The sequence below is a fragment of the Paenibacillus sp. FSL R5-0378 genome (genome assembly GCF_038009285.1).
GTDB lineage: Bacteria > Bacillota > Bacilli > Paenibacillales > Paenibacillaceae > Paenibacillus_AQ > Paenibacillus_AQ favisporus.
Genome location: NZ_JBBPAY010000001.1, coordinates 168,917 through 190,028 on the forward strand (window position 1 = coordinate 168,917; position 21,112 = coordinate 190,028).

The window sequence follows — 21,112 nt, forward strand, 5'->3', positions numbered from 1 at the left end:
TTTCTTGCGATATCAGGAAGCAAATCAAAAGGCCCGCCCCGTGTTCTTACGGGGCGGGCCTTTTGATTTTCTATTTTATTATGAGGAATCAGGCGGCGTGCTCATTCCGGGCGGCTTCTCCCTTTTCCGCTGAGGAGACCCCGCCTTTAAAACCGTTGAACATCAAATTCAGAACAATCGCCGTCACGCTGCCGGCCACGATGCCGTTATCCACAAGGATGCGGAGATCTTCCGGGATGGCCTTGAACAAATCCGGCACGACGCTGACACCCAGCCCCATACCGACGGAGCAGGCGATAACGAACAGATTTTCAAAGCGGTTCAGGTCAACCTGTCCGCCAAGCATACGGATGCCGGAGGAAACGACCATCCCGAACAGGGCGACCATCGCCCCGCCGAGCACGGATGTCGGCACCAGTTGGGTCAGCGCCGCAATTTTCGGCACAAACCCGATCACGATCAGCAGGCCGCCGGCCACGACGATGACATCGCGCGTCTTGACGCGGCTCATTTGAACCAGACCGACGTTTTGCGAGTACGTGGTGTAGGGGAAGGAATTGAAAATCCCGCCGAGCACGATCGCCAAGCCTTCGGCACGGTACCCGCGGGCCAGGTCTTTGGAGGAAATGTCTTTATCGACAATTTTGCCAAGCGCCATAAAGACGCCCGTGGACTCCGCCACGCTGACGATCGCCACCAGAATCATGGTCAGGATCGAGGAGGCATGGAACGTCGGCTTTCCAAAGTTAAACGGCTTGACCGCATGGAACCAGCCGGCTTCCTTCAGCGGCCCCAAATCCACATGGCCGAAAATCGCCGCGGCGGCCGTTCCGGCGATCAGGCCGATCAGCACCGAGATGGAACGCAGAAATCCGGTAGCAAAACGGTTCATTAAAATGATAAAGATCAATACGCCGAAGCCGAGGCACAAATTCAGCGGACTGCCGAAATCCTCGGCACCCTGGCCGCCGCCCAAATCGTTCAGCGCGACCGGGATGAGCGTCACCCCGATAATCGTGACGACCGAACCGGTGACCACCGGCGGGAACAGCTTGATCAGCTTGCCGAATATCCCTGAGAACAGAACAACGAAAATCCCCGACGCGATGATCGCGCCGTAAATGGCCGAGACCCCGTCCTTGAGACCGATAGCGATCATCGGCGATACCGCCTGGAACGCACAGCCCAGCATGACCGGCAGCCCAATGCCGAAGAACCGGTTGCCCCATACCTGAAGCAGCGTGGCGACGCCGCAGGCCAGCAGGTCGATCGAGATCAGATAGGTTAACTGTTCGGTCGTAAAATTCAGTGCATTCCCGACAATTAGGGGGACGAGAACAGCACCGGCGTACATCGCCAGCACATGCTGAATCCCAAGCGAAAAGGTTTTAAGCGGATGGCGTTTGCCTGAAAATTGAGTCGTGTCAGCCTGATGATTCTGTTCCATGCCGGTTTCATTCCTCCCGTGTATTGTTTATAAATGAGCTAGTCTTGATCTGCAAAAGTCACTTTTCCGTCATCCAGCGCTGCCACGCGGACCAGCGACTCGACGCGGTAGCCGGCTTCCTTCAGGAGCCGCCCGCCAGGCTGGAACGCCTTCTCGATCACGATGCCGATTCCGGCAACGGTCGCGCCCGCCTGCTCTACGATCCGGGCCAGTCCAAAGGCCGCTTCGCCGTTCGCCAGAAAGTCGTCGATGATCAGCACCCGGTCCCCCGGCTGGATGAACTTTTTGGCCACCGTAATTTCGTTCGTTTCCTGCTTGGTGAAGGAGTATACTTTTTCCACGAAAATATCGTCACGAAGCGTCAATGACTTCTGCTTTCTTGCAAAGATCATCGGCACTTCCAGCTCCAAGGCGGTCATAATTCCGGGGGCAATCCCGGACGACTCGATCGTAAGCACCCGGTTCACGGCCTCCCCGGCAAACCGGCGCGTAAACTCGCGGCCGACTTCCTTCATCAGAACAGGATCCATCTGATGGTTCAGGAACGAATCCACCTTCAGCACCTGATTGCTGAGCACGATCCCTTCATCCAGTACTTTCTGCTTAAGTAATTGCAACTTGCTTCCCCCTTTGATGACGTTCCATTCCTCTGTAAAAATACAAAAAAAGCCCGTCTCTTCCCCTGCCTTGATCGGCGGAAACAGACGGACTCAGGACAAACTCAAACATTCCGGACAAGCGCCCGAAACATATCGTTCATCCCGTAGTCCGATCATTCCGGTGATCGGGTAGAGACATGCAGGCCGATTCCTGCACATATACGAGAAACCTATATTCATGTATAGACTGATGAAATGACAATGCATGAAGTATAACGCATAATGGGCTGAAAAATAAAGAGGTATTTGATGGACAATTTGAAAACATTTCAGAAACAAATACCAGTTTCAATGTTACAATGCCCTATAGAAAATCTGCTAGAATAGATGCATGACACTCAGGAGGTTTGGTGAAATGAAAGGATTTATTCATGAGTTTAAAGAATTTGCAGTACGCGGCAACGTGATCGATCTGGCTGTCGGGGTCATCATAGGGGGAGCGTTCGGGAAAATCGTCTCCTCGATTGTGAGCGACATTATTATGCCGCCGATCGGGGTGCTTCTTGGCGGTGTGAACTTCTCCGATCTCATTATCCGCCTGACCGGAAAAACCATGAAAGACGGTAGTAAGGTGAACACGCTCGCGGAGGCGAAAGAGGTCGGAGCACCCGTCATTGCTTACGGGCAGTTTCTGAACACGGTGATCGATTTTCTGATTATCTCGTTCTGTATTTTTCTGCTCGTTAAGGGCATCAACTGGATCAAAAACCGGGAGCATGAAAAGCCCGAGCCGGAGAAAACGACCAAAGAGTGCCCGTACTGCCTGTCGGAAATTCCTGCAGCAGCTACACGCTGTGCGCACTGCACCTCTGTACTGGATACCGATCCCGAGCCGCAGCAGGCTTGAGAGAGCTCATTCAAGCAGAGAGACTGAACCGAGCCGACTTGATGGAGAGCTTGCTCTCCTGATGGTTTGCAGGTGTTATCCTTTTCTATAAAAAAGACCGCCAGCCCCTTTCGGAATTCACTTCCGGAATCAGAGGCCGAGCGGTCCTTTTGGCATCAGCGTGCTGATGACGTTTTTCAAATCACGGTCTTCCGTGTACTTCTCTTTTCCGGTGTCCAGCTCCGTGATCCGAATCGACGTATACCCCGCGCCCGGATCGAGCGGAACAAATTGCAGCTGCTCCCGTTCGGATGCCCTCACGTTATATTTCATGTCCTTAAACATCTGAATAAGCTGGTCTTCGGTGGGGTGTCCGTCCTCTCCCGTCCAGATCAAGCCTCGCAGCTGCTTGTTCCCTTCCGGATATTTGACCTCAAACCGTACGATGCATTCCATCAATGCTTCCTCCTTTCTCTGTTCATGATCAAAACGCTATACTTAAAAGCTTATTTTCAGCAGCCTGTCTCCAGTCTTGCTACTTTTCCGGTAATCCTCCATAATTCAAAAATATGAATGGAGGTTTTCGCCACATGAAGAAAGAGTTCTTCGACATTTATAACGACGACCACGAATGGATCGGCACCGCTCCGCGCGAAGAGGTTCATGCCAAGGGTTATCTCCACCATACGTTCCACTGCTGGATCGTGCGCGATACGCCGGATGGACGCAAGGTTCTATTCCAGAAGCGCCAGACGTCCAAAGACACCTTCCCGGGTTATTACGATATTACCGCAGCCGGACATCTGGCGGCTGGAGAAACCGTCGCAGATGCAGTCCGGGAGCTCGAGGAAGAACTCGGCGTGACCGTCAGCCTGGACCAGCTGATCCCGCTCGGAACCGCCGATTATGAGAATCGGGGGACAGCCGGGGGAAAAGCTTTTATCGACAGGGAGAGATGCTTCATCTTCGGCGCCAAACTGGATCTGCCGTTAGCCGCCTACCGGCTTCAGGCCGAAGAACTGACTGGTCTCTACGAAGCCGGCCTGGACGATGCCCTCAAACTGGCGAATGGCGAGATCGGGGAGATGCAGGCAACCGGCATCCTTTCGGAACCGCGGTCTGCTTCCGACGCCGAAACCTTTGCCTGTACAGTGAGCTTACAGCAATTTGTACCGCATAACAGTGATTATTATCACACGGTTTTTATGAAGCTGCGCGAACTGTAACGGGATTAGCACATCCCCAAACCCCGAAACCTCGTTGCGGCCGCTCCGTCGCAGAAAATCGTTCATGCCATGAACCATCTAACGCCGGACTTCACTAGACAAAACGGGCCCCGTCTCAACGGTACCCGTTTTCGTGTTTTATACTTCCTCCGAATCCTCAGTACCGTCAAAATCCCCGATGACTTTCGAGTCAGCCTCGCGCGTATCGACTTCCACGTACTTGCGGTAGATCCGCTCGTAAGCCGGACCGTACCGCTCCGCAAGCTCGCCGCCCAAGTCCTGCTCCACCTCGTAGAGCACCATTTCCTGTGTAAAATGATGCAGCAGCAGCTCCACCATCACAGGATGCTCGGTGACCAGCGCCTGCGTCGCGCAATCCTCCCCGCGCATGCCCAGCATGCACCAGCGGCGGTCAATGACGAAGGAGAACTTGCGGCCTTTTAAGGCATGCCGGTCCCCTGCGTCCTGATTCCACGCCGGCCAGGGAAGCAGCCGCTCCATGCCCGTATCGCTGCCGATACAGGACCAGAGCAGCTTCACCCCCCGCTGCTCGGCCTGCTCCAGCTCGCTGCGCATCAAAGCCGCTTCCTCGCGCCAAACGTCGACGACGATTTCGTGCTCCGCCCGCTCAAGCTCTCGGGCCAGCGCCTCCATAACGTTCCGGTCCCCTTCCACGTTATAGAAGGGCTGCTGATCCGGCTCCACCCGCGGCATTCGGTTCTCGATGAACGAAAGCGATTCCTTCATCTGCCCGGCGATCATCCGGGTGAGCTCCTCCGTCTTCAGCATGCTGTAGCGGACCGGATCCCCTTCGCTGCGGTGCAGGTATCCCTGCTGGCATAACCGCTGCAGCGTAGAGTACACATTGGAACGGGACACGCCCAGCCCCTTGGCCACCTCATATCCGGAGGACGGGCCCTTGCCCGCCAGCTCCACCATTATTTTCGCTTCCATCTCCGTGAATCCCAGATTCCGCAGATGATGTAGCAGTTGTTCCATTACGTTTTGTCCTCCCAAAGCTGCCTAAAACCGCTGCCCGCCAAAAAAGCTTCTATTAAGCGTAATCGTGTTTGTTTCTCGTACAACTAAATCTGTTCCGCACCGCATCTCGGGCACCACTTCGAGCCCTTAGGCAGGTCTGCACGGCAAATCTGGCATTTGACCGTATCGCGCGGACCTTCTTCACGCGCCCCCGTATCGTCATCTCCGCTGTTTTCCTTCCAATAGCGGATGCGGCGGTCCAGCTCCAGCTGGCGTTCCCGCTCGCGTTCGAGCTCCTCGGCCTGGCGCCGCTCCCGCTCCGCTTCCGGATCATTTTCGTCGGTAAGGTCAAGATCATCCCACGCTTCCCTCATCGGAAACTCATAGTCATAATCCTGTTCCACCGCGGCTGCGGCTTCCTGCTGGCCGGAATATTCCCGCTCCTCCGGTTCTTCCCGGTAGGTTGGCTCATCTTGGGCCTTGCTCCCGAAAATCGCTTCTTCATCAAAAGCAAAACCGACCGGTTTGGCGGGCTCGCTCGGCTTCACCCCATCATCCGCCAGCTTTCTTCCGCAGGACGGACAGAAGTTGGCATCCAGCGTGGCGACGTATCCGCATTTGCACAGCCGCTCGTTTTTCAGCTCGGCAATCCGGGTACGCAGCTCATCAATTTCTTCCTGAAGCAGGTCGCAGGATTTGCACAGGTCGACCATTTCCTTCTCGGCCTTGCTCATATCGCCAATGCGGTAGCCTTCGTAGAACACTTTTCCCATCTCTCTGTAGTGAATGCCCATTTCCCGTTCGATGTCGGCAATCTGGCTGTTCAGCTTGCTGACCTCCAGCGTTCCCTGAGCTTTTTCCGTTGCGCGGTTAGCCCCTTCTTTGAGGCGCTGAATAATGTTCATGAGTTCTCTCCTCCAGTTTCCATGTCATCCCATTTATTCATTCCAAATGATCATTTACAATAGTAATCTGTGCCCTTGAGCCCATATCATCTGCCCAGGCCGCTGCCCGGGCTGCCTATTACCAAGATACCATGCCGGAGCTTTCCTGTGAAATCCGGGCCTGCCGTCAAACGGCCTTGAATCTTGGAGCTTGGAATCGAGCGGCTGCAGGCGCATCCTTTCCGGATGTGCATATATCATACCAAATTTACAGTGCACTTGTGAAAAAGGCAATCCCTTACAGCCATAAAAGGAGGTCCTATCGATGGCTCAGCCCCCCATACATCTGAATGTTTCGATACATAGCGTGCCTGCGAAGGTGCCCTCTTCCTCACCGGTTCCCCAAGCACGCCCCGCGTCCCTCTCCACCAGCCGGGAGCTGGTGGGCGCAGGCGACGCGGACGCGTTTTTCTTTCGCGAACTGGAGCGGATGGGCATCCTGCTGAACGCGCCGCAGATCGATGCCGTACGCCACGGCGACGGGCCAATGCTCGCCCTCGCGGGCGCCGGCTGCGGCAAAACGACCGTTCTGGCCGCCCGGACGGCTTACCTGATCGCGGTCCGCGGCATTCCGGGTTCCCGGATTTTGCTGGTCACTTTTACGAGCAAGGCCGCCAAGGAGATCAAGGAAAGAATCGGACGCATGCCCGGCATTTCCGCAGCCGCGGCCCGTGCCGTAGAAGCGAGGACATTCCATTCCTTCGGACTGCTGCTGCTCCGCCAGCACGGATATACCGAGCAAATTTTTGGCGAATTCACGGCCCAGCACACCATCATGAAAATGATTTTGCGCCGCCTGGATCACACCGGATCCTATCAGCCCGAGACGCTGCTCGCGGCACTGTCCGCCTGGAAAATGCAGGGCATGTGGCCGGCTGACCTGCCTGAGGCAACCAAAGAAGAATCCGCCGTCAAACGCATTCTGCTCGGTTATGAAGATTGGAAGGCCCAGCGGAACCAGTGGGATTTTGACGACATCCTCCTGCATGCCCGGAAGCTGCTCGACAACCCGGCTACGCTGAAACGGCTGCAGGACCGCTTTCATTATTTGATGGTCGACGAATTTCAGGATACCAACGCGATCCAGTACGACCTGGTCCGGCGGCTGGCCGAGCCCCGGCACAATTTGGCGGTCGTCGGGGACGATGACCAGACCATTTATTCGTTTAACGGAGCCCGGCAGGAATCGATCCTTGAGTTCGACCGCGTCTATCCGGGCACCAAAATCGTGAATCTCAACATCAATTACCGGAGCGACAGCCGGATTCTCGGCCTGGGGAGCGCCCTCGTCCGGCATAACCGGCAGCGCCGGCCCAAGGAGCTGCTCGCAGCAGGAGCACGCGGCTTCAAGCCCGCGTACTTGACCCCTGCAACCCCGGATGAAGAGGCCCGCTGGGTCGTTCAGCATATCCAGGAGCATGTCGGCCGGGACGGGCTGGACTATGGCGATATCGCCATTTTGCACCGGACGTCCGACAGCAGCCGTGCCGTACTGGAGCAGCTGCTGCTGTGCGGGATTCCTTTTGTCCAGTTCGGCAGCGCACCGGTGTTCTACGACCAGACCTTGATCAAACCGCTGATGGATCACCTGCGGCTGAGCCTGACGCCCCGGCGGAAGGAATCGCTGCAGAGCGTGCTGGGCCCGTTGTATGTACCGAAAGAGGACGGTATGGCTTATATCCGGCAGCAGGAGAAGCTCCAGGCCAAAAAGTATCCGCTCATCCATCTCGCCCGGTGGGAACGGCTTCAGCCTTTTCAGCAGGAGGCGGTCAAGGAGCGGATCCGGTTCATCAAGTCGCTGAAATCCCTCAAACCGGCTTATGCCATTCAGGAAATGCGCAGACAGTTCTACGACAAGTACCTTCAGGCGGGCGATCCTCTAATTTATACCCAGTATAAAGAGATGGTGAGCGATACGCTGGAGGAGTTCGAGAGCGCGGCGGGACGCTTTGATACGATTGAGGAGTTCGTGGCTTATGCGGACGAGCTGACAGCCCGCCATGAGAAGATGGAGGCGGCCCGGGAGGAACGCAGCGGCAGCGCCGTTCAGCTCATGACGATCCACCGGGCCAAGGGGCTGGAGTTTCGTCAGGTGTATTGCATCGGCGCCAGCGAAGGGATTCTGCCGCACAGCTCCGCCTTGAAGAAGCAGCCTCCGGCCGATATCAAAGCCGGGCAAGCGCTGACGGACGAGCAGCAGCTGGCGGCCGCGGCGCTGGAGGAGGAACGGCGGCTCGCTTATGTCGCGGTCACGCGGGCCAAGGAGAGGCTGTATATCAGCTCGCCCGCGTACTACCACGGCAAGCCGTCGGCGCCTTCCCGCTTTTTGCATGAAGCTTTCGGCATCCTGCCCCATCAGGACTCGCCCAAGCCCGTTTCACCCAAACGCTGAGGTGTTTTCCTGATTCAAACCGGCCGGTCCCGTGTAAAAAGCAGTAAAAGCGTTCATGCCTGTCCGGAGCATCCACCGGGACTTGCCAATACACGGGATGCGCGGATGCCATGGATAAGGGAGGAATCTGCCTTATGAATACCGATAAGAAGCGTTACTATATTTCTGTGAGCCATCAGCTGATTCAAGATGTGCCCAATGACTCCGCCGAGTATGAGGTCCTGATGACCGAGACGGAAGTGTCAAAGCTGCGGGATCTGCTGGAGGATCTCACCAAGGAAGACGAATATGCGTTCAAGCGTACCTTTGTTCCGTATAAATCGGCCGACCATGATGATGCGGCTGATGAGTATAACGATAGACTGATCGCCGTGTATGCTTATCTGCATGAGATCGGGGACGAAAAAACGCGGCGTACGATCGAGGATATGAATATTTTAGGTAAAATGCAGCATACCGATTACCACGATGAAGGGTATGAAGGATCTCCTCTGAACAAATAAAGGGATGATCCCCATATCCCTTTCCGGCCCTTGCCCCGCCTGACTTTCCGGTACTCCGGTACATGGAATTCGGGCGGATGGCAGGGGCTTTTACGGCCTTTACAGAATTGCTGCATTGCCGTCTTGCTTTGCTTCACCCTCCTATTTTCAGGTAAAATGTATACATACATAGAATGAACTAAAGCAGCCATTTCTTTCATTCATTCTATACAGCAACCCAATTTGCAGATAGGTAGGAGATTGGCATGAACGAACAGCAGAACCAACAGCTCGTCGTAAGTCCCGTAACGTTGAAAGACCTCCATCAGCTCGATATAGATAACAACCTGCTCCGTCAATTTGAAGAGTGGAAGAAGCTTCCGATGCTGTACAAACTGGCCCTGGAGGAGCTTCAGAGCAAAATCAAGCTGATCAAGACCGAACTGAAGCTGCAGGACGGTTACAGCCCCATCGAACATATCAAGGTACGGATCAAGGAACCTAAGAGCATCATGAACAAAATGGAGCGCAAAGGATATGAGCTGACGATGGATAATATCCTGAATCATATCCACGATATCGCCGGCATGCGGATCGTCTGCGCGTTTGTCCAGGACATTTACCGGCTGCTTGACCATTTAACCCACCGCGACGACATCCGGCTGATCGAGGTCAAGGATTATATCGCCCATCCGAAGCCGAACGGCTACCAGAGCCTGCACGTCATCGTGGCCGTGCCGCTGATTCTGATCGAAGGCACCCGCTGGATGAAGGTTGAAATCCAGATGCGGACCTTGGCCATGGATTTCTGGGCGAGCATGGAGCATATTATTTTCTACAAATATGACAAGCAGGTTCCGCCTCATGTGGTGGCCGAGCTGAAAGAAGCTTCCCTGGCCGCCGACAAGCTGGATCACCAGATGCTCCGGCTCCGCCAGGAGATTCTTGCGGAGAACGGCGATTTGATCGAGGGAGCCCTACATGAAATGCACGAGGGAGAAAGCTAATGCCGGGTGGAATTTGAGATTGCGAATAAGACCAGCGGCCATGGATCGAGTTATATAACGATTGAATAGTGAAAATAAGCCGTCCCCTAACTAGGGAGACGGCTTCTTGGCGTATATCTGGATCTAGATGGAACGCCATTACAGCTTCATGTTCGCTTCGTCAAAATAGTCCTCGAGCGCAAGCCCGCTCCGGGCGATGTCCGGTGCCAGGTCCGTTCCGATATAGCGGATGTGCCACGGCTCGTACACGTAGCCGGTCACGCTCTCCATTCCGTCGGGATACCGGACGATAAAGCCGTATTCCGCGGCATGCGCCGCAAGCCAGCGACCTTCCTCAGACGAGCCGAATACAGCCCCCAGCACGTTGCCGACGCTGGGGCTCGAAACGTCCATCGTCAGGCCTGTCTGATGCTCGCTCGTCCCTGGGACGGCGCTGACACGGGCGGCTTCCTCCGCCCCCTTGGTGCGGACATGCTGCCCGTAAACGGCCTGCTGGCGCTCATACGAGCGGTAACCGGAGACGGCCCGAAGCTCCAGGCCAGCCTGCGACGCCCCGGCGAACAGCCTTTCGAGCGCGGCGGCGGCCTCCTTCCGCAGCTGCCGTTTCTCATGGTGCCCGTCGAACGTAAAAGGCACGTCCGGTTCCACGAGGTCGGGAGGGGCATACCCTTCCGGAAGGCTGCGCTGCTTGTTGACTACCACGGTAACCGCATCCGGATTGGTCACCACCTGCTTCCCGTTCATGGTCCGGGCCGTAGCCTGCAGCGAATTTTCGCTGCGCTTGGCCAGTACGGGATCGGCGACCCGCTCCAGGCCCGCCTGCCCTCCAGCACCCGAATCTCCGGGGGCGTGCAGGGCTTGTCCGCTCTCCCGTCCTGCCCCTTCCGACCGCTCGCAGCCGCTGAGCACGGCGGACGCCGAGAGTACCAGCGCCGCCAGAAGGCAGGCGCCCCGGCTTCCGGCGCGGGCTGGCCCGGTCATGTTCTCTTCTCCGAAGCCGAAGCCGGAGCTGGGGCTGAAGCCAGCCCAGCGGCAGCCGATGGTACCCGCTTCAGCAGCTCCTTGGCCCTCGCCGCAGTCTGCGACTTGATCGAGCGGATCACCTGCCGGGCTGCCGTCACCTTGGGCAGAAGGCCCGACCAATCCTCCTCCGGCATATCCTTGGCGGGCACCGCCTTCAGATGGACAGCCACCTCCCGGTACGGCGCTCCCGGTTCATGCAGCATGCCCTGCTGGGCCGCTTCTGCCAGCCATTCGCCGGGAGACGGGCCGCCTTTGCTCTTCTCCTCCAGGGAGGACAGGTCGCCGTCGGCCAGCTTGGCGTCACCCGGGGACAGGGAATCAGCCCAGTCGCCGAAGACCCGGCCGAGCAGCTCCTCACGGGGAAGCCCCAGCAGTGCCAGCATGAGAAGCGGCTCATTCGCCAAGCGCTGACGGATGGCCGGCATCGACTCCGAAGCATGGGGGCATCCGTCTGCGCCGCAGCTGCAGACCGCCTCGCCCCAGGTCAGGGCGGTTTGCCCCAGCAGCTCATCCAGCCAAGGCAGCCGGCTATCCTGCAGCAGTAAATAAAGGTCGGCGGGGCAATCGGCCAGCCTCTCCACGATGGTGCCTGCGGGCACAGCCCCGTCTACCGTCACCGGAATGCCGAGGGTCCATTCCTCATGGCCTTCTGCGGTTGTCCCTTGGGCCCGGATCAATCCGGGTTCCGCTTCCACGATCAGCTCCGTTCGGTCGTTACCTTGTGCCTTCATCCCTTGTTCCCTCCTTGGAGTGCCCCAAAAAAATCAGAAGCGTCGAATATCAACATGATAGCCGCAGCCTGCTTAAGGAAACCCTAAGCCGCCGGTTTACATTTACATCCAGTCTTCCCCTTGCAGCATGATCAATTCCTTCAGCTCGTGATCCGACATCTCGGTCAGCCACGTTTCTCCCGAACCGACGACCTGCTCGGAGAGCGACTTTTTATGCTCGATCAGCTCGTCGATCCGCTCCTCGAGCGTTCCTTGACAGATCAGCTTGTGAACCTGCACGTTTTTCTGCTGTCCGATCCGGAATACCCGGTCGGTCGCCTGATTCTCCACCGCCGGATTCCACCACCGGTCGTAATGCAGCACATGATTGGCCCGGGTCAGATTCAGACCAACGCCCCCCGCCTTCAGCGACAGTACGAAGAAGGACGGGCCTTCGCCCTCCTGAAAGGCCATGACCATGTCGTCGCGCTCCTGTTTGGACACGCCGCCGTGAAGGAAGAAAGGCGCCCTGCCGTAACGCTCCTTCAGCCTGGACACCAGAAGATGTCCCATCGCCACGTATTGCGTGAAGATGAGCGCTGACTCCTGGTTTTCCCGGATGTTGTCAAGCAGATCGAGGAGCCGCTCCATTTTCCCGGAAGACTCGGCTTTGGCGCCCCGCACGTCTTCCCTGCCGAGCAGAAGCGGCGAGTCGCAAATCTGCTTCAGCTTCGTCAGCGAGGACAGCACGAGCCCTTTCCGGGCGATCCCCGTCTGCTGTCCGATCTGGCCCATCATCTGGTCCACGACCGATTGGTACATCGCTCCCTGCACTTCGGTCAGCGTGCAGTAAGATTTGATTTCCAGCTTTTCCGGCAAATCCTTGCGGATGTCGGGATCGCTCTTCAGGCGTCTCATCATGAAGGGCGATACAAGCTTATGCAGCTCCTGCAGCTTCCCTGGCGCGACCTCCCCTGTCGTGTACCGCTGCCGGAACGATGTGGAAGAACCGAGATAACCCGGATTGAGGAATTGGAAAATCGACCACAGCTCGCCGAGGCGGTTCTCCACCGGCGTCCCGGTCATCGCGATGCGGTGAGGCGCCGACAGCTTCATGACGCTCTGCGCCTGTTTGGTCCGGTAGTTCTTAATGTACTGGGCTTCGTCCAGCACGACGGTGGACCACAGCACTGAGGCCAGGTCGGAGCCGTCCCTTCCGGCCAAATGGTAGGTGGTCAGCACGACGTCATGCCGAAGCGCCTGTTCCAGAAATTCGTCCCCGTGAAGGCGGCGGTTGCCGTGATGAATGTACAGCTCAAGGCCGGGGGCAAAGCGCTGCATTTCGCGCTGCCAGTTGCCGAGCAGCGAGGTCGGGCACACGATCAGCACGGGAGGATTGCCCTCCTTATGCTGCTCCAGCAGACAGGTGATCACCTGCACCGTCTTCCCGAGGCCCATGTCATCGGCCAGGCAGACGCCGAAGCCCATGTCCCGCATCGCGGCCAGCCATTGGTAGCCCCGCTCCTGATAAGGGCGGAGCACGCCGTGCAGCGAAGCGGGAACCGGGCGGACAGGCACCTTCTTCGGCCCCTCCTCGCCAAGAAGGGACTGCAGGTAGCCCATCGTCTCCAGCTCCAGCACCGGAATGCCCTTCCAGGTGCGTTCCCCGTCTTCTCCTGCACTGAGATGCATCCAGTCGGACATGTTCATTTCGCCTTCGTCATGCTTCTTGATATAGCGCAGCACCTGGCGGATTTCCTTCAAATCCAGCTCGATCCATTCCCCGCGGAATTTCACGTACGGCAGGGTCGACTCGGCCAGCTCGGCCAATTCCTCCCGGGTGAGGGTGTGGCCCTCAAGGGCGGCTTCCACCCGGAAGGAGACAAGCTGCTCCAGGCCGATGACCGGATGGCCGGGCGCGCCTCCGCCTGCATTTTCCGCCAGCATCTTCAGCGACAATCCCACACGGCGGCGACCCTTCCGGCTCCACCGGGAGGGCATCTGGACCGTGATTCCGGCTTTCGTCAGCTTCGGAACCGAGAGGCGGACAAAGGCGATCATTTCCTCCGTAGTGAGTTCAAGGCTCTCCGGAGCCGGGCCCCTCAGCGCTTCGGCCAGTTCCGGGGACAGCCTCGACGCATCGCCGAGCGCACGGAGCATTTGCTCCTGCACATTCGGAAAGACGCGGCCGCGGCGGCTGATATCCCGTTCCCGATACGACCAGATGGCCCGGATGGGAATCCATGCCCCGAACTCATCCTGAAATTCAGCCCAGAACGAGACGCACCAGCGTTCCTCTTCCTCGGTATGGCAGGGCTCGAGCCGCAGTCCCAGCTGCATCCGGCCCTGTGCCGCAGCATCCCCCTTTTCCACGGCCGGGATCAAGGTCCCCCCCGTCTCACCAACTGCGGACGCCAGCTCCTCCATCTCTTCCGTGCTCCCTTGAACCGGGATCATCCGGCTGGCGGTCAGGGTACTGTTCCACCACAGCTCCGCCACCGGGGAATATCCTCTCCGGTATTCGGCATGGTAGCGGGAAAATTTGCTCTCGTTCTCACGGATCACTTCCCGTACCTGTGCATGGATCATGGCGCCCATAAACGAATGCAGCAAAAATGCCCCCGCTTCCTCCTTGGTCATCGCATCCCTGCCGGATAGCACCGGTACTCCAAGCGCCACAGGCGGCATTGCCGCCGCCAGCAGCAGGAACCGCTCCGCGTCCTGCGGCTGGTTCAGGCTCGGCTTCCATTCCGCCGTCAGCGCCTGCTCGCCCGATTTGCGGCGGGTGCCGTTTGTCGGCACAGGGGCCGTCCCCGGTGCGATACAGCCGCGCAGCATCAGCTCCAGGGCGAACCGGGCCGCCTGGGCCCAGTACCCCATCTCCGCCCCGGGCTCCATTCCCGCCTGCCGAATATAAGGCTCATCCCATGCGAGAAGCAGGCTGAAGGCGTCCGCGGCGCTCAGGGCAAGTCCCTCCAGCGTTCTGCCCATGAGCTGGCGCCGTTCCCCCCGGCGGCTCGTACGCTGAGCCGCATGCGCGGACGGGTACTTGAGCTCGGCCAGCCTGAGCGCAGCCTGAGCAAAAGGGCGCGTCCCGTCCGTCAGCGTCAGCTGCTTGACCACTTTGCTCCATGCATCCACTCTCGGTTCGGACATCTCTCCTGAAAAACAAAAAAACACATCGCCAAGCCATACGCCATAAAGCGGTTGATTCATGGTAGTCTCCTGTCGTATCCGTAATTACACATATACTTCCATCTTATACGAAAACGCATGAATTTAAAAACGAGATCCGGGTCTTTTTTAGGCATTTTTCACTATTTTTTTATGCTTTTTGCCCACCATGGGGCCGCCTGCCCTCTGCCTGACCCGATCATGCAGTATCAGAATAAAAGCGTCTCATTGACGAGCATTCAACGAAGCCGGACCGCATTTAACGCCGTTTTTCTGGAAATACCAGAAAGACGACTCTCGGAAAATTAATTTCCTTATATCTAAAATAACTAAAAAAGCCGGAAACCGTCCCGGGAGCATGAATCTCCCTGAACCGGTTTCCGGCTTGAATCCACCATGGATCTGTATATAGGCTGATCAGGCAGAGATGACCGCCCACTGTCCGCCTTCGGGCCGATCCTGGACCTGAATGATCAGGTCGCCGCTCTGGCCATCGACGGCCCAGCCGAGCGCCCCCTGCTCCATTTGCTCAAGCGTCACCTGCCCGAGCCCTTCGACCTCAGCCGGGCGGAACTTCGGACGGCGCAGCACAAAGCGGAGGCTTTCACGCTTCGCTTCATACTGCCGATGCGGGTAAGCGCACGACAGGACAAGCCGGCCTTGCTCGGCCCGCACCTTCAGCTCCAGCTCACTATAGGCTCCGACTTCGTACCCGTAGCTCACCCCGTCATCTTCATACAGGCGGTAAGAGGCCGCAAAGTCACCTTCCGCATCCGCGCCGTACACATGGAATGTCACCGCATCATCCGCTCCATCTTCCGCATGCTGCTTCAGCGGACCTTCCGCGATAATACTGCCGGCCTTCACGTAGACCGGCAAAACGGAGAGCGGACTGTGGGCCAGGATATACCGCCCGCCTTCATGCGCTTCGCCTGTCCAGTAGTCCAGCCAAGTTCCTTCGGGCAGGTATACGGCACGATGGTCGGTATCCGGGCGATAGACCGGCGCGATCAGCACGTTGTCGCCGAGCAGGAATTGATCGCACAGATTCGTCACGTTCGGATCGTGCGGATACTCCAGAATGAGCGGGCGAATGACCGGCAGCCCGGTCACAGCCGCCTCATGGAACAGGTTGTACAATTGTGGCATCCAGCGGTAGCGCAGGCCGATGTACTCCCGCAGGATAGCTTCGGCCTCCTCCCCGAACGACCACGGCTCCTGCCGCACCGTTTCCAGCGCCGAGTGGTTCCGGCAGTACGGGAAGAAGACGCCCATCTGCGTCCAGCGGATCAGAAGCTCCGCGGAGGTATGGTGGGCGAAGCCGCCGATGTCCGGACCCGCGAACGCCAGGCCGGAGAGCCCCATGTTCAGCACCATCGGCATGGCCATGGCCATATGCTCCCAGAAGCTCCGGTTGTCTCCCGTCCAGACGGCCGCATACCGCTGGATGCCCGCGTACCCGGCGCGGGTCAGCACAAACGGACGGCGGCGGTCCAGCTGCTCTTTCAACCCTTCAAAGGTCGATTTGGACATGAGCAGTCCGTAGATGTTGTGCAGCTCCTCATGCGTCAGCGGCTTGCCGTTGTTGCGGTGCATCACGTCCAGATCCATCGTCTTGGATTCGTTGAACACCGCCGGCTCGTTCATGTCGTTCCAAATGCCCTCGATGCCGAGTTCGGTATAGAAGGCATGCTGATCCGCCCACCACTTCGCCGTGCGGTCGTCGGTGAAATCCGGGAAGGCGCTTGTCCCCGGCCATACCTCGCCGAAGAACAGGTCCCCCTCCAGCTTCCTGCAGAAATGGTCCTCCCGGATCCCTTCCTGATAAATCGGGTATTTCGCATCCTTCTTGACGCCGGGATCCACAATCGGCACGATCCGGATCCCCATCTCCCGCAGCTCGCGGATCATGCCTGCCGGATCCGGAAACCGCACCGGATCGAACGTAAACACCCGGTATTCGTCCATATAATGAATATCCAAATAAATGACGTCGCACGGAATCTGCTTCGCACGGAACGTCCTGCCGAGCTCCAGCACCTCCTGCTGGTTCATGTAGCTGTAACGGGACTGATGATACCCGATCGCCCATTTCGGCGGCAGGTTGATCCGCCCGGTCAGAGCGGTGTAACGCTTGACGACATCCTTCAGCTCCGGCCCGTTGATGAAGTACAGATCATAGCTGCCTGTCGTGCAGCTGACCGTGAAGGCGACGCCATGGCTGCGCATGTCGAAATCCGAGCGTCCCGGATTATCGAGGAACAGTCCGCAGCTGATGCCGCCGTGCATATGAATCAGCAGCGGAATCGATTCGTACAGCGCTTCGATTTCCGGCATATGCGGAGCGTAGACGTCGGTGTTCCAGTTCGTGTACCGCTCGCCGCGTTTATCAAGGAAGCTCGATTTCTCCCCGAGTCCGTAGAAATGGGAATCCTGCGGCATGTCGTACACACCGAAGGCCGATCCGTCCGGGCTGAAGGTGATGCTCTTCTGCTCGGCCAGCACGTTTCCTTCCCGGTCTCTTACGGTCATGGACAATCCCAGCTTGTCCAGCGTCACTTCCAGTGACGCCGTGCGGAACCGAACGCCCCCTTCCGTCTCCTCCAGCTGTGCCTGGACCTCGCCCCCTGCCGCAGCGGCCGGATCGATGGCGACCGTAGTCGACATTTCCGGATCATTTCCGAGGAAATATTTAATGCGCAGCATGTCGTCCGTGACGAATTCCACGGCCGCTCCCCCGCGTTCCGTTCGTACCCAGTAGGTTCCTTCTCTTTTCTCAACGCCGGTATACATGCCCAGGTTCTCCCAAGCCTCCTGCACAATGACAGGTCCGTCTTTATCCGGCCGGATTGCTTCGCTGCCCTCCATATCCTGCTTCCCTCCTCTAAGATGAAGAGGCTCCCTTTCATTGGTTCAAAAGGAAGCCTCCAGGTCATTCGTATGCTGATTAAGCTATTATTTTTTCAAATTATCCCACGTTTTTTGGAAGTCCTCGAACAGCTTAGCCTTGTCGGTCTTGCCAGCGATATACCCCTGCATGCTTGCGCCAAATTCGTTCCAGGCGCCTTCCGGGAATCTCGCGAACTGCCAGCTCAGCAGCTTGTTCTCTTTGCTGTATTTCAGCACTTCCGCGCCAAGCGCGCCCAGATCCTCTTCAGTGGCATTAATGCTCTTGAAGGCCGGAATGAATTTGAATTCCTTGGTGATGTAGTTTTTGCCCTCGTCGGAGGTAACGAGCCAGTTCAGGAATTCCTTCGCGTCATCCTTCACCTTGGAGTTTTTGTTGATGACCCAGTTGTTCGGCACGCCGACAAGCAGCTTGTCATTCTCCTCCGCGTTGTCGTTGATCGGCATCGGCAGAATCCCGATATTCATGTTCGGCGTGATGCCGTCGATCTGCACCTGCGTCCAGTTGCCCTGCTGCGTCATAGCCGCCTGTCCGTTCGCAAACATCGTCATTTCCGTGTTGTAGTCGGTCGTCAGCGGATTTTTGTTGCTGTATTTCAGCGTCAGGTCAAACAGATTCATGAACTGGTCCATTTGCTCATTGCCGGCAAACTTGGCCGTTCCGTTGTTGAGGCCTTCAATGTAAGCGCCTGGATCCTTCTGATGGGCAAAGGCCACGTTCAGCGAGTGCTGGCCGAGAATCCAGCCTTCCTGGTATCCGTTGACGAACGGGGTGATGCCCGCGTCTTGAAGCTTTTTGGCGGCTGCCTCAAGCTCGGTTAACGTCTTCGGAATATCGGTAATGCCCGCCTTTTTGAACAAGTCTTTATTGTAGACAAAGCCGTAGCCTTCCAGGTTCATCGGCATGCCGTACACTTTGCCGTCCTTGGAGATTTGGTCCTTGGCGACATCCACCATATCGCTGACCCATTTTTCACCCGACAGGTCTTCCAGCTTGGCCTGCCACGTATCCAGATCGGTATAACCGCCTACGTTGAAAATATCCGGCTCCTCGCCCGATGCGAATTTCGCCTTCAGCGCCGCACCGTAATCCGAACCGCCGCCTACCGTCTGAATGTCAAGCTTCACTCCCGGATGGCTGGCTTCATAGTCGGCTTTCAGCTTGTTGAGTGCCTCGGCAATCTCCACCTTGAATTGGAAAATGTGAATCGTCTTGGTGCCGCCGCTGCCGCCGCTCGCGCCTTCGGCGCTTTTATCTGTTTTGGAGCCGCAGCCGGCCAGTACTACGGAAAGGGCCAGCACCGAAGCCAGCGCCATTTTGGTCCGTTTTTTCATGATCAAGAATCCTCCCTTTTGTTCTTGCATATCAAGCGGAATGCTTCATTTAAAAGTTCTCTCGTTGAAATCGCTTACTCCCTCATTATAGGGAACAGCCTGTCCCCCCGGCACTTACGATATTGATCAAACAGGGGGACGGGATTGACCTGTTGTTCGCAGCTGAAGGCTTCAGCCTTTGACCGCTCCCTGCGTAATGCCTTCGACGATATATTTTTGCATAGCCAGGAAAAAGACGATGACCGGCAGAATGCCCAAGACGAGCGCCGGCAGGGCCAGATCCCACTGCTTTGTGAACTGTCCGAAGAAGGCGAAGGTCGCGATCGGAATCGTCCGCAGGTCCGGGCTTTGCAGCACCAGCGACGGCAGCAGGTAATCATTCCAGATCCAGAGCGTGTTCAGAATGATAACGGTAACGAACATCGGCTTCATCAGCGGAACGACGATCCGGAAGAACGTGCCGTAAATATTCGTTCCGTCCACCGTGGCGGCCTCCTCGATTTCCAGCGGAATCGATTTGACGAACCCGTGGAACAGGAATACCGTCATCGGCACCCCGAAGCCGAGGTAACAGGCGATCAGTCCCGGAATGCTGTTCATCAGGCCCAGCGTACTGGTGACTTTGACAAGCGGAATCATGATGGATTGGAACGGGATGACCATGGCAGCCACGAAAATCATAAACAGGAAGCGGTTGAACCGCGTATTGTGACGCACCATCCGGTACGAGGCCATGGCGCTGAACAGCGCCAGCAGCACGTTGCTGACCACGGTAATGACCAGCGAGTTCCACAGCGCCGACGGGAAGTTGGTAATGTCCCAGGCCCGGCTGTAATTGTGCCACTCAAAGGTTTTCGGCCAGCTGGCGGAGTTCGTCAGCAGGTCGCCAAATGTTTTCACCGAGTTAACGAACAGAAAGTAGAACGGAACCAGGAAGAGCAGCGCAACCAGCACCATAATGATTTCGGTGACGAGCGTCCCCCAGCGGTATTGTTTGGATGCTTCCATTACGATTCGACCTCCTTGCTTTTCGTGATTTTAACCTGAAGGCTGGTAATGATGGCAACCACGACGAAGAAGATGATCGCTTTGGCGGTTCCAAGCCCGTAACGGTTGTTCTGGAATGCTTCATTATAAATGTTCAGCGCCACCGATTCCGTCGAGCGGAACGGCCCGCCCTTCGTCAGCGACAGGTTCAGGTCAAACATCTTGAACGACCAGGAAATGGCCAGGAACAGACAGACCGTAACGGCAGGCATCACCAGCGGCACGATGACCGATTTCAGAATTTGCAGCTTGCTGGCCCCGTCGATCTCGGCCGCTTCTAGAATATCTTTAGGGATATTATTGATCGAAGAAATGTAAATGACCATCAGGTAGCCCGCAGTTTGCCAGACGAACACGATAACGATACCCCAGAAGGCGGTCGTTTCGTCCCCCAGCCAAGGCAGGTTGAAGAAGTGCCAGCCGGTAGCGCTGCCGAGCGCCGAGAAACCCTTTACAAAGATAAACTGCCAAATAAAACCAAGCAGCAGTCCGCCGATGACGTTCGGCATAAAGAAAATCGTCCGCAGCACATTGCGCGACTTCAATGGCTTGGTCAGGAAATAGGCAAGGAAAAATCCGAGCACATTGGTTACAATAATGCCGATGACCGTGAACCTTACCGTAAACCAGAAAGCCTTCCCAAAATCGGGATCATTGGTTATGATTTGTTTGAAATTGTCGAATCCGACCCAGGTGACGTCGCCGGATACCCCGTTCCAGTCGGTAAAGGAATAATATAAGCCCAGCAGGAACGGAACGACAATGATGATGAGAAAAAAAATCGTGGATGGCCCCACGAATATCAGCTGCTGGAGCAGCCCGGATGACTTTTGGCGATTCATCCTGATCTCCCCTTTACGATTCGTATATGACTATTTCAGTATGAGGGAAGCGGTTCTTCAATAACACGGAGGATCGTGAACCGTTAGGGGGAAAATATTGATATGACATA

Annotated in this window: 17 protein-coding genes and 1 riboswitch; of the genes, 5 read left to right on the forward strand and 12 right to left on the reverse strand. The window is 56.9% G+C overall.

What is annotated here, in order from left to right; translation table 11 throughout:
- Positions 1-88: 88 nt before the first annotated feature.
- Both MKY74_RS00740 and MKY74_RS00745 read right to left on the reverse strand, forming a co-directional pair.
- Positions 89-1,447, reverse strand: a complete 1,359-nt coding sequence (locus tag MKY74_RS00740) for a nucleobase:cation symporter-2 family protein (protein WP_076172870.1) — start codon at positions 1,445-1,447, stop codon at positions 89-91.
- 38 nt (positions 1,448-1,485) lie between these two features.
- A complete protein-coding gene (locus MKY74_RS00745; RefSeq protein ID WP_076172869.1) occupies positions 1,486-2,064 on the reverse strand; it encodes a xanthine phosphoribosyltransferase in 579 nt (192 codons plus the stop codon).
- Positions 2,065-2,191: 127 nt separating this feature from the next.
- Positions 2,192-2,291: riboswitch (purine riboswitch) on the reverse strand.
- A 170-nt stretch (positions 2,292-2,461) separates the two neighbouring features.
- On the opposite strand from MKY74_RS00745, the gene mscL reads away from it, so the two are divergent.
- Positions 2,462-2,953 (forward strand): large conductance mechanosensitive channel protein MscL, encoded by a 492-nt coding sequence (mscL, locus tag MKY74_RS00750; protein ID WP_084203989.1) that lies wholly within the window; start codon positions 2,462-2,464, stop codon positions 2,951-2,953.
- 129 nt (positions 2,954-3,082) lie between these two features.
- On the opposite strand, the gene MKY74_RS00755 is transcribed toward mscL, so the two are convergent.
- Complete coding sequence (locus MKY74_RS00755) at positions 3,083-3,388, reverse strand: hypothetical protein (RefSeq protein WP_076172867.1); 306 nt, start codon at positions 3,386-3,388, stop codon at positions 3,083-3,085.
- A gap of 134 nt (positions 3,389-3,522) precedes the next feature.
- Between MKY74_RS00755 and MKY74_RS00760 the strand changes: the two genes are divergently transcribed.
- Positions 3,523-4,158: an NUDIX hydrolase gene (locus tag MKY74_RS00760; protein ID WP_076172866.1), complete on the forward strand. Its 636-nt coding sequence runs from the start codon at positions 3,523-3,525 to the stop codon at positions 4,156-4,158.
- A gap of 138 nt (positions 4,159-4,296) precedes the next feature.
- Here the strand turns inward: MKY74_RS00760 and MKY74_RS00765 are convergent, their stop codons facing one another.
- Both MKY74_RS00765 and MKY74_RS00770 read right to left on the reverse strand, forming a co-directional pair.
- Complete coding sequence (locus MKY74_RS00765; RefSeq protein ID WP_076172865.1) at positions 4,297-5,157, reverse strand: TrmB family transcriptional regulator; 861 nt, start codon at positions 5,155-5,157, stop codon at positions 4,297-4,299.
- An 86-nt stretch (positions 5,158-5,243) separates the two neighbouring features.
- Positions 5,244-6,044: a zinc ribbon domain-containing protein gene (locus MKY74_RS00770; RefSeq protein ID WP_076172864.1), complete on the reverse strand. Its 801-nt coding sequence runs from the start codon at positions 6,042-6,044 to the stop codon at positions 5,244-5,246.
- Between the two features lie 304 nt (positions 6,045-6,348).
- Here MKY74_RS00770 and MKY74_RS00775 point away from each other — a divergent pair, with 304 nt between their 5' ends.
- The 3 genes from MKY74_RS00775 to MKY74_RS00785 all read left to right on the forward strand — a co-directional run bounded on the left by MKY74_RS00775 (position 6,349) and on the right by MKY74_RS00785 (position 9,964).
- Positions 6,349-8,475, forward strand: a complete 2,127-nt coding sequence (locus MKY74_RS00775; protein ID WP_076172863.1) for an ATP-dependent helicase — start codon at positions 6,349-6,351, stop codon at positions 8,473-8,475.
- Positions 8,476-8,609: 134 nt separating this feature from the next.
- On the forward strand, positions 8,610-8,978 hold the full coding sequence (locus MKY74_RS00780) for a hypothetical protein (protein WP_076172862.1): 369 nt from the start codon (positions 8,610-8,612) through the stop codon (positions 8,976-8,978).
- Positions 8,979-9,223: 245 nt separating this feature from the next.
- Entirely contained in the window at positions 9,224-9,964 is a 741-nt protein-coding gene (locus MKY74_RS00785) for a GTP pyrophosphokinase (protein ID WP_076172861.1), read from the forward strand.
- Between the two features lie 138 nt (positions 9,965-10,102).
- Here MKY74_RS00785 and MKY74_RS00790 read toward each other — a convergent pair whose 3' ends face one another.
- From MKY74_RS00790 to MKY74_RS00820, 7 genes are all read right to left on the reverse strand, one after another.
- Positions 10,103-10,945, reverse strand: coding sequence for a M15 family metallopeptidase (locus tag MKY74_RS00790; RefSeq protein WP_076172860.1), 843 nt, complete (start codon positions 10,943-10,945; stop codon positions 10,103-10,105).
- A complete protein-coding gene (locus tag MKY74_RS00795) occupies positions 10,942-11,718 on the reverse strand; it encodes a hypothetical protein (protein WP_076172859.1) in 777 nt (258 codons plus the stop codon). The genes MKY74_RS00790 and MKY74_RS00795 overlap by 4 nt, the downstream gene beginning before the upstream one ends.
- Before the next feature lie 102 nt (positions 11,719-11,820).
- Positions 11,821-14,913 carry a DEAD/DEAH box helicase gene (locus MKY74_RS00800; protein WP_076172858.1) on the reverse strand — a complete coding sequence of 1,031 codons (3,093 nt, stop codon included), beginning with the start codon at positions 14,911-14,913 and terminating at the stop codon, positions 11,821-11,823.
- Positions 14,914-15,288: 375 nt separating this feature from the next.
- Positions 15,289-17,739: a glycoside hydrolase family 31 protein gene (locus MKY74_RS00805; protein WP_076172857.1), complete on the reverse strand. Its 2,451-nt coding sequence runs from the start codon at positions 17,737-17,739 to the stop codon at positions 15,289-15,291.
- Between the two features lie 87 nt (positions 17,740-17,826).
- Positions 17,827-19,113 carry an ABC transporter substrate-binding protein gene (locus MKY74_RS00810; protein ID WP_076172856.1) on the reverse strand — a complete coding sequence of 429 codons (1,287 nt, stop codon included), beginning with the start codon at positions 19,111-19,113 and terminating at the stop codon, positions 17,827-17,829.
- 171 nt (positions 19,114-19,284) lie between these two features.
- Positions 19,285-20,121 carry a carbohydrate ABC transporter permease gene (locus MKY74_RS00815; protein WP_076172855.1) on the reverse strand — a complete coding sequence of 279 codons (837 nt, stop codon included), beginning with the start codon at positions 20,119-20,121 and terminating at the stop codon, positions 19,285-19,287.
- A complete protein-coding gene (locus MKY74_RS00820) occupies positions 20,121-21,002 on the reverse strand; it encodes a carbohydrate ABC transporter permease (RefSeq protein WP_076172854.1) in 882 nt (293 codons plus the stop codon). Before MKY74_RS00820 ends, MKY74_RS00815 begins: the two co-directional genes overlap by 1 nt.
- Positions 21,003-21,112 lie beyond the last annotated feature (110 nt).

Excerpts from the sequence above, each read along its gene's own strand:
- MKY74_RS00740 (WP_076172870.1), bottom strand. The coding sequence starts at position 1,447 with ATGGAACAGAATCATCAGGCTGACACGACTCAATTTTCAGGCAAACGC.
- mscL (WP_084203989.1), top strand. The coding sequence starts at position 2,462 with ATGAAAGGATTTATTCATGAGTTTAAAGAATTTGCAGTACGCGGCAAC.
- MKY74_RS00755 (WP_076172867.1), bottom strand. The coding sequence starts at position 3,388 with ATGGAATGCATCGTACGGTTTGAGGTCAAATATCCGGAAGGGAACAAG.
- MKY74_RS00760 (WP_076172866.1), top strand. The coding sequence starts at position 3,523 with ATGAAGAAAGAGTTCTTCGACATTTATAACGACGACCACGAATGGATC.
- MKY74_RS00765 (WP_076172865.1), bottom strand. The coding sequence starts at position 5,157 with ATGGAACAACTGCTACATCATCTGCGGAATCTGGGATTCACGGAGATG.
- MKY74_RS00770 (WP_076172864.1), bottom strand. The coding sequence starts at position 6,044 with ATGAACATTATTCAGCGCCTCAAAGAAGGGGCTAACCGCGCAACGGAA.
- MKY74_RS00775 (WP_076172863.1), top strand. The coding sequence starts at position 6,349 with ATGGCTCAGCCCCCCATACATCTGAATGTTTCGATACATAGCGTGCCT.
- MKY74_RS00780 (WP_076172862.1), top strand. The coding sequence starts at position 8,610 with ATGAATACCGATAAGAAGCGTTACTATATTTCTGTGAGCCATCAGCTG.
- MKY74_RS00785 (WP_076172861.1), top strand. The coding sequence starts at position 9,224 with ATGAACGAACAGCAGAACCAACAGCTCGTCGTAAGTCCCGTAACGTTG.
- MKY74_RS00790 (WP_076172860.1), bottom strand. The coding sequence starts at position 10,945 with ATGACCGGGCCAGCCCGCGCCGGAAGCCGGGGCGCCTGCCTTCTGGCG.
- MKY74_RS00795 (WP_076172859.1), bottom strand. The coding sequence starts at position 11,718 with ATGAAGGCACAAGGTAACGACCGAACGGAGCTGATCGTGGAAGCGGAA.
- MKY74_RS00800 (WP_076172858.1), bottom strand. The coding sequence starts at position 14,913 with ATGAATCAACCGCTTTATGGCGTATGGCTTGGCGATGTGTTTTTTTGT.
- MKY74_RS00805 (WP_076172857.1), bottom strand. The coding sequence starts at position 17,739 with ATGGAGGGCAGCGAAGCAATCCGGCCGGATAAAGACGGACCTGTCATT.
- MKY74_RS00810 (WP_076172856.1), bottom strand. The coding sequence starts at position 19,113 with ATGAAAAAACGGACCAAAATGGCGCTGGCTTCGGTGCTGGCCCTTTCC.
- MKY74_RS00815 (WP_076172855.1), bottom strand. The coding sequence starts at position 20,121 with ATGGAAGCATCCAAACAATACCGCTGGGGGACGCTCGTCACCGAAATC.
- MKY74_RS00820 (WP_076172854.1), bottom strand. The coding sequence starts at position 21,002 with ATGAATCGCCAAAAGTCATCCGGGCTGCTCCAGCAGCTGATATTCGTG.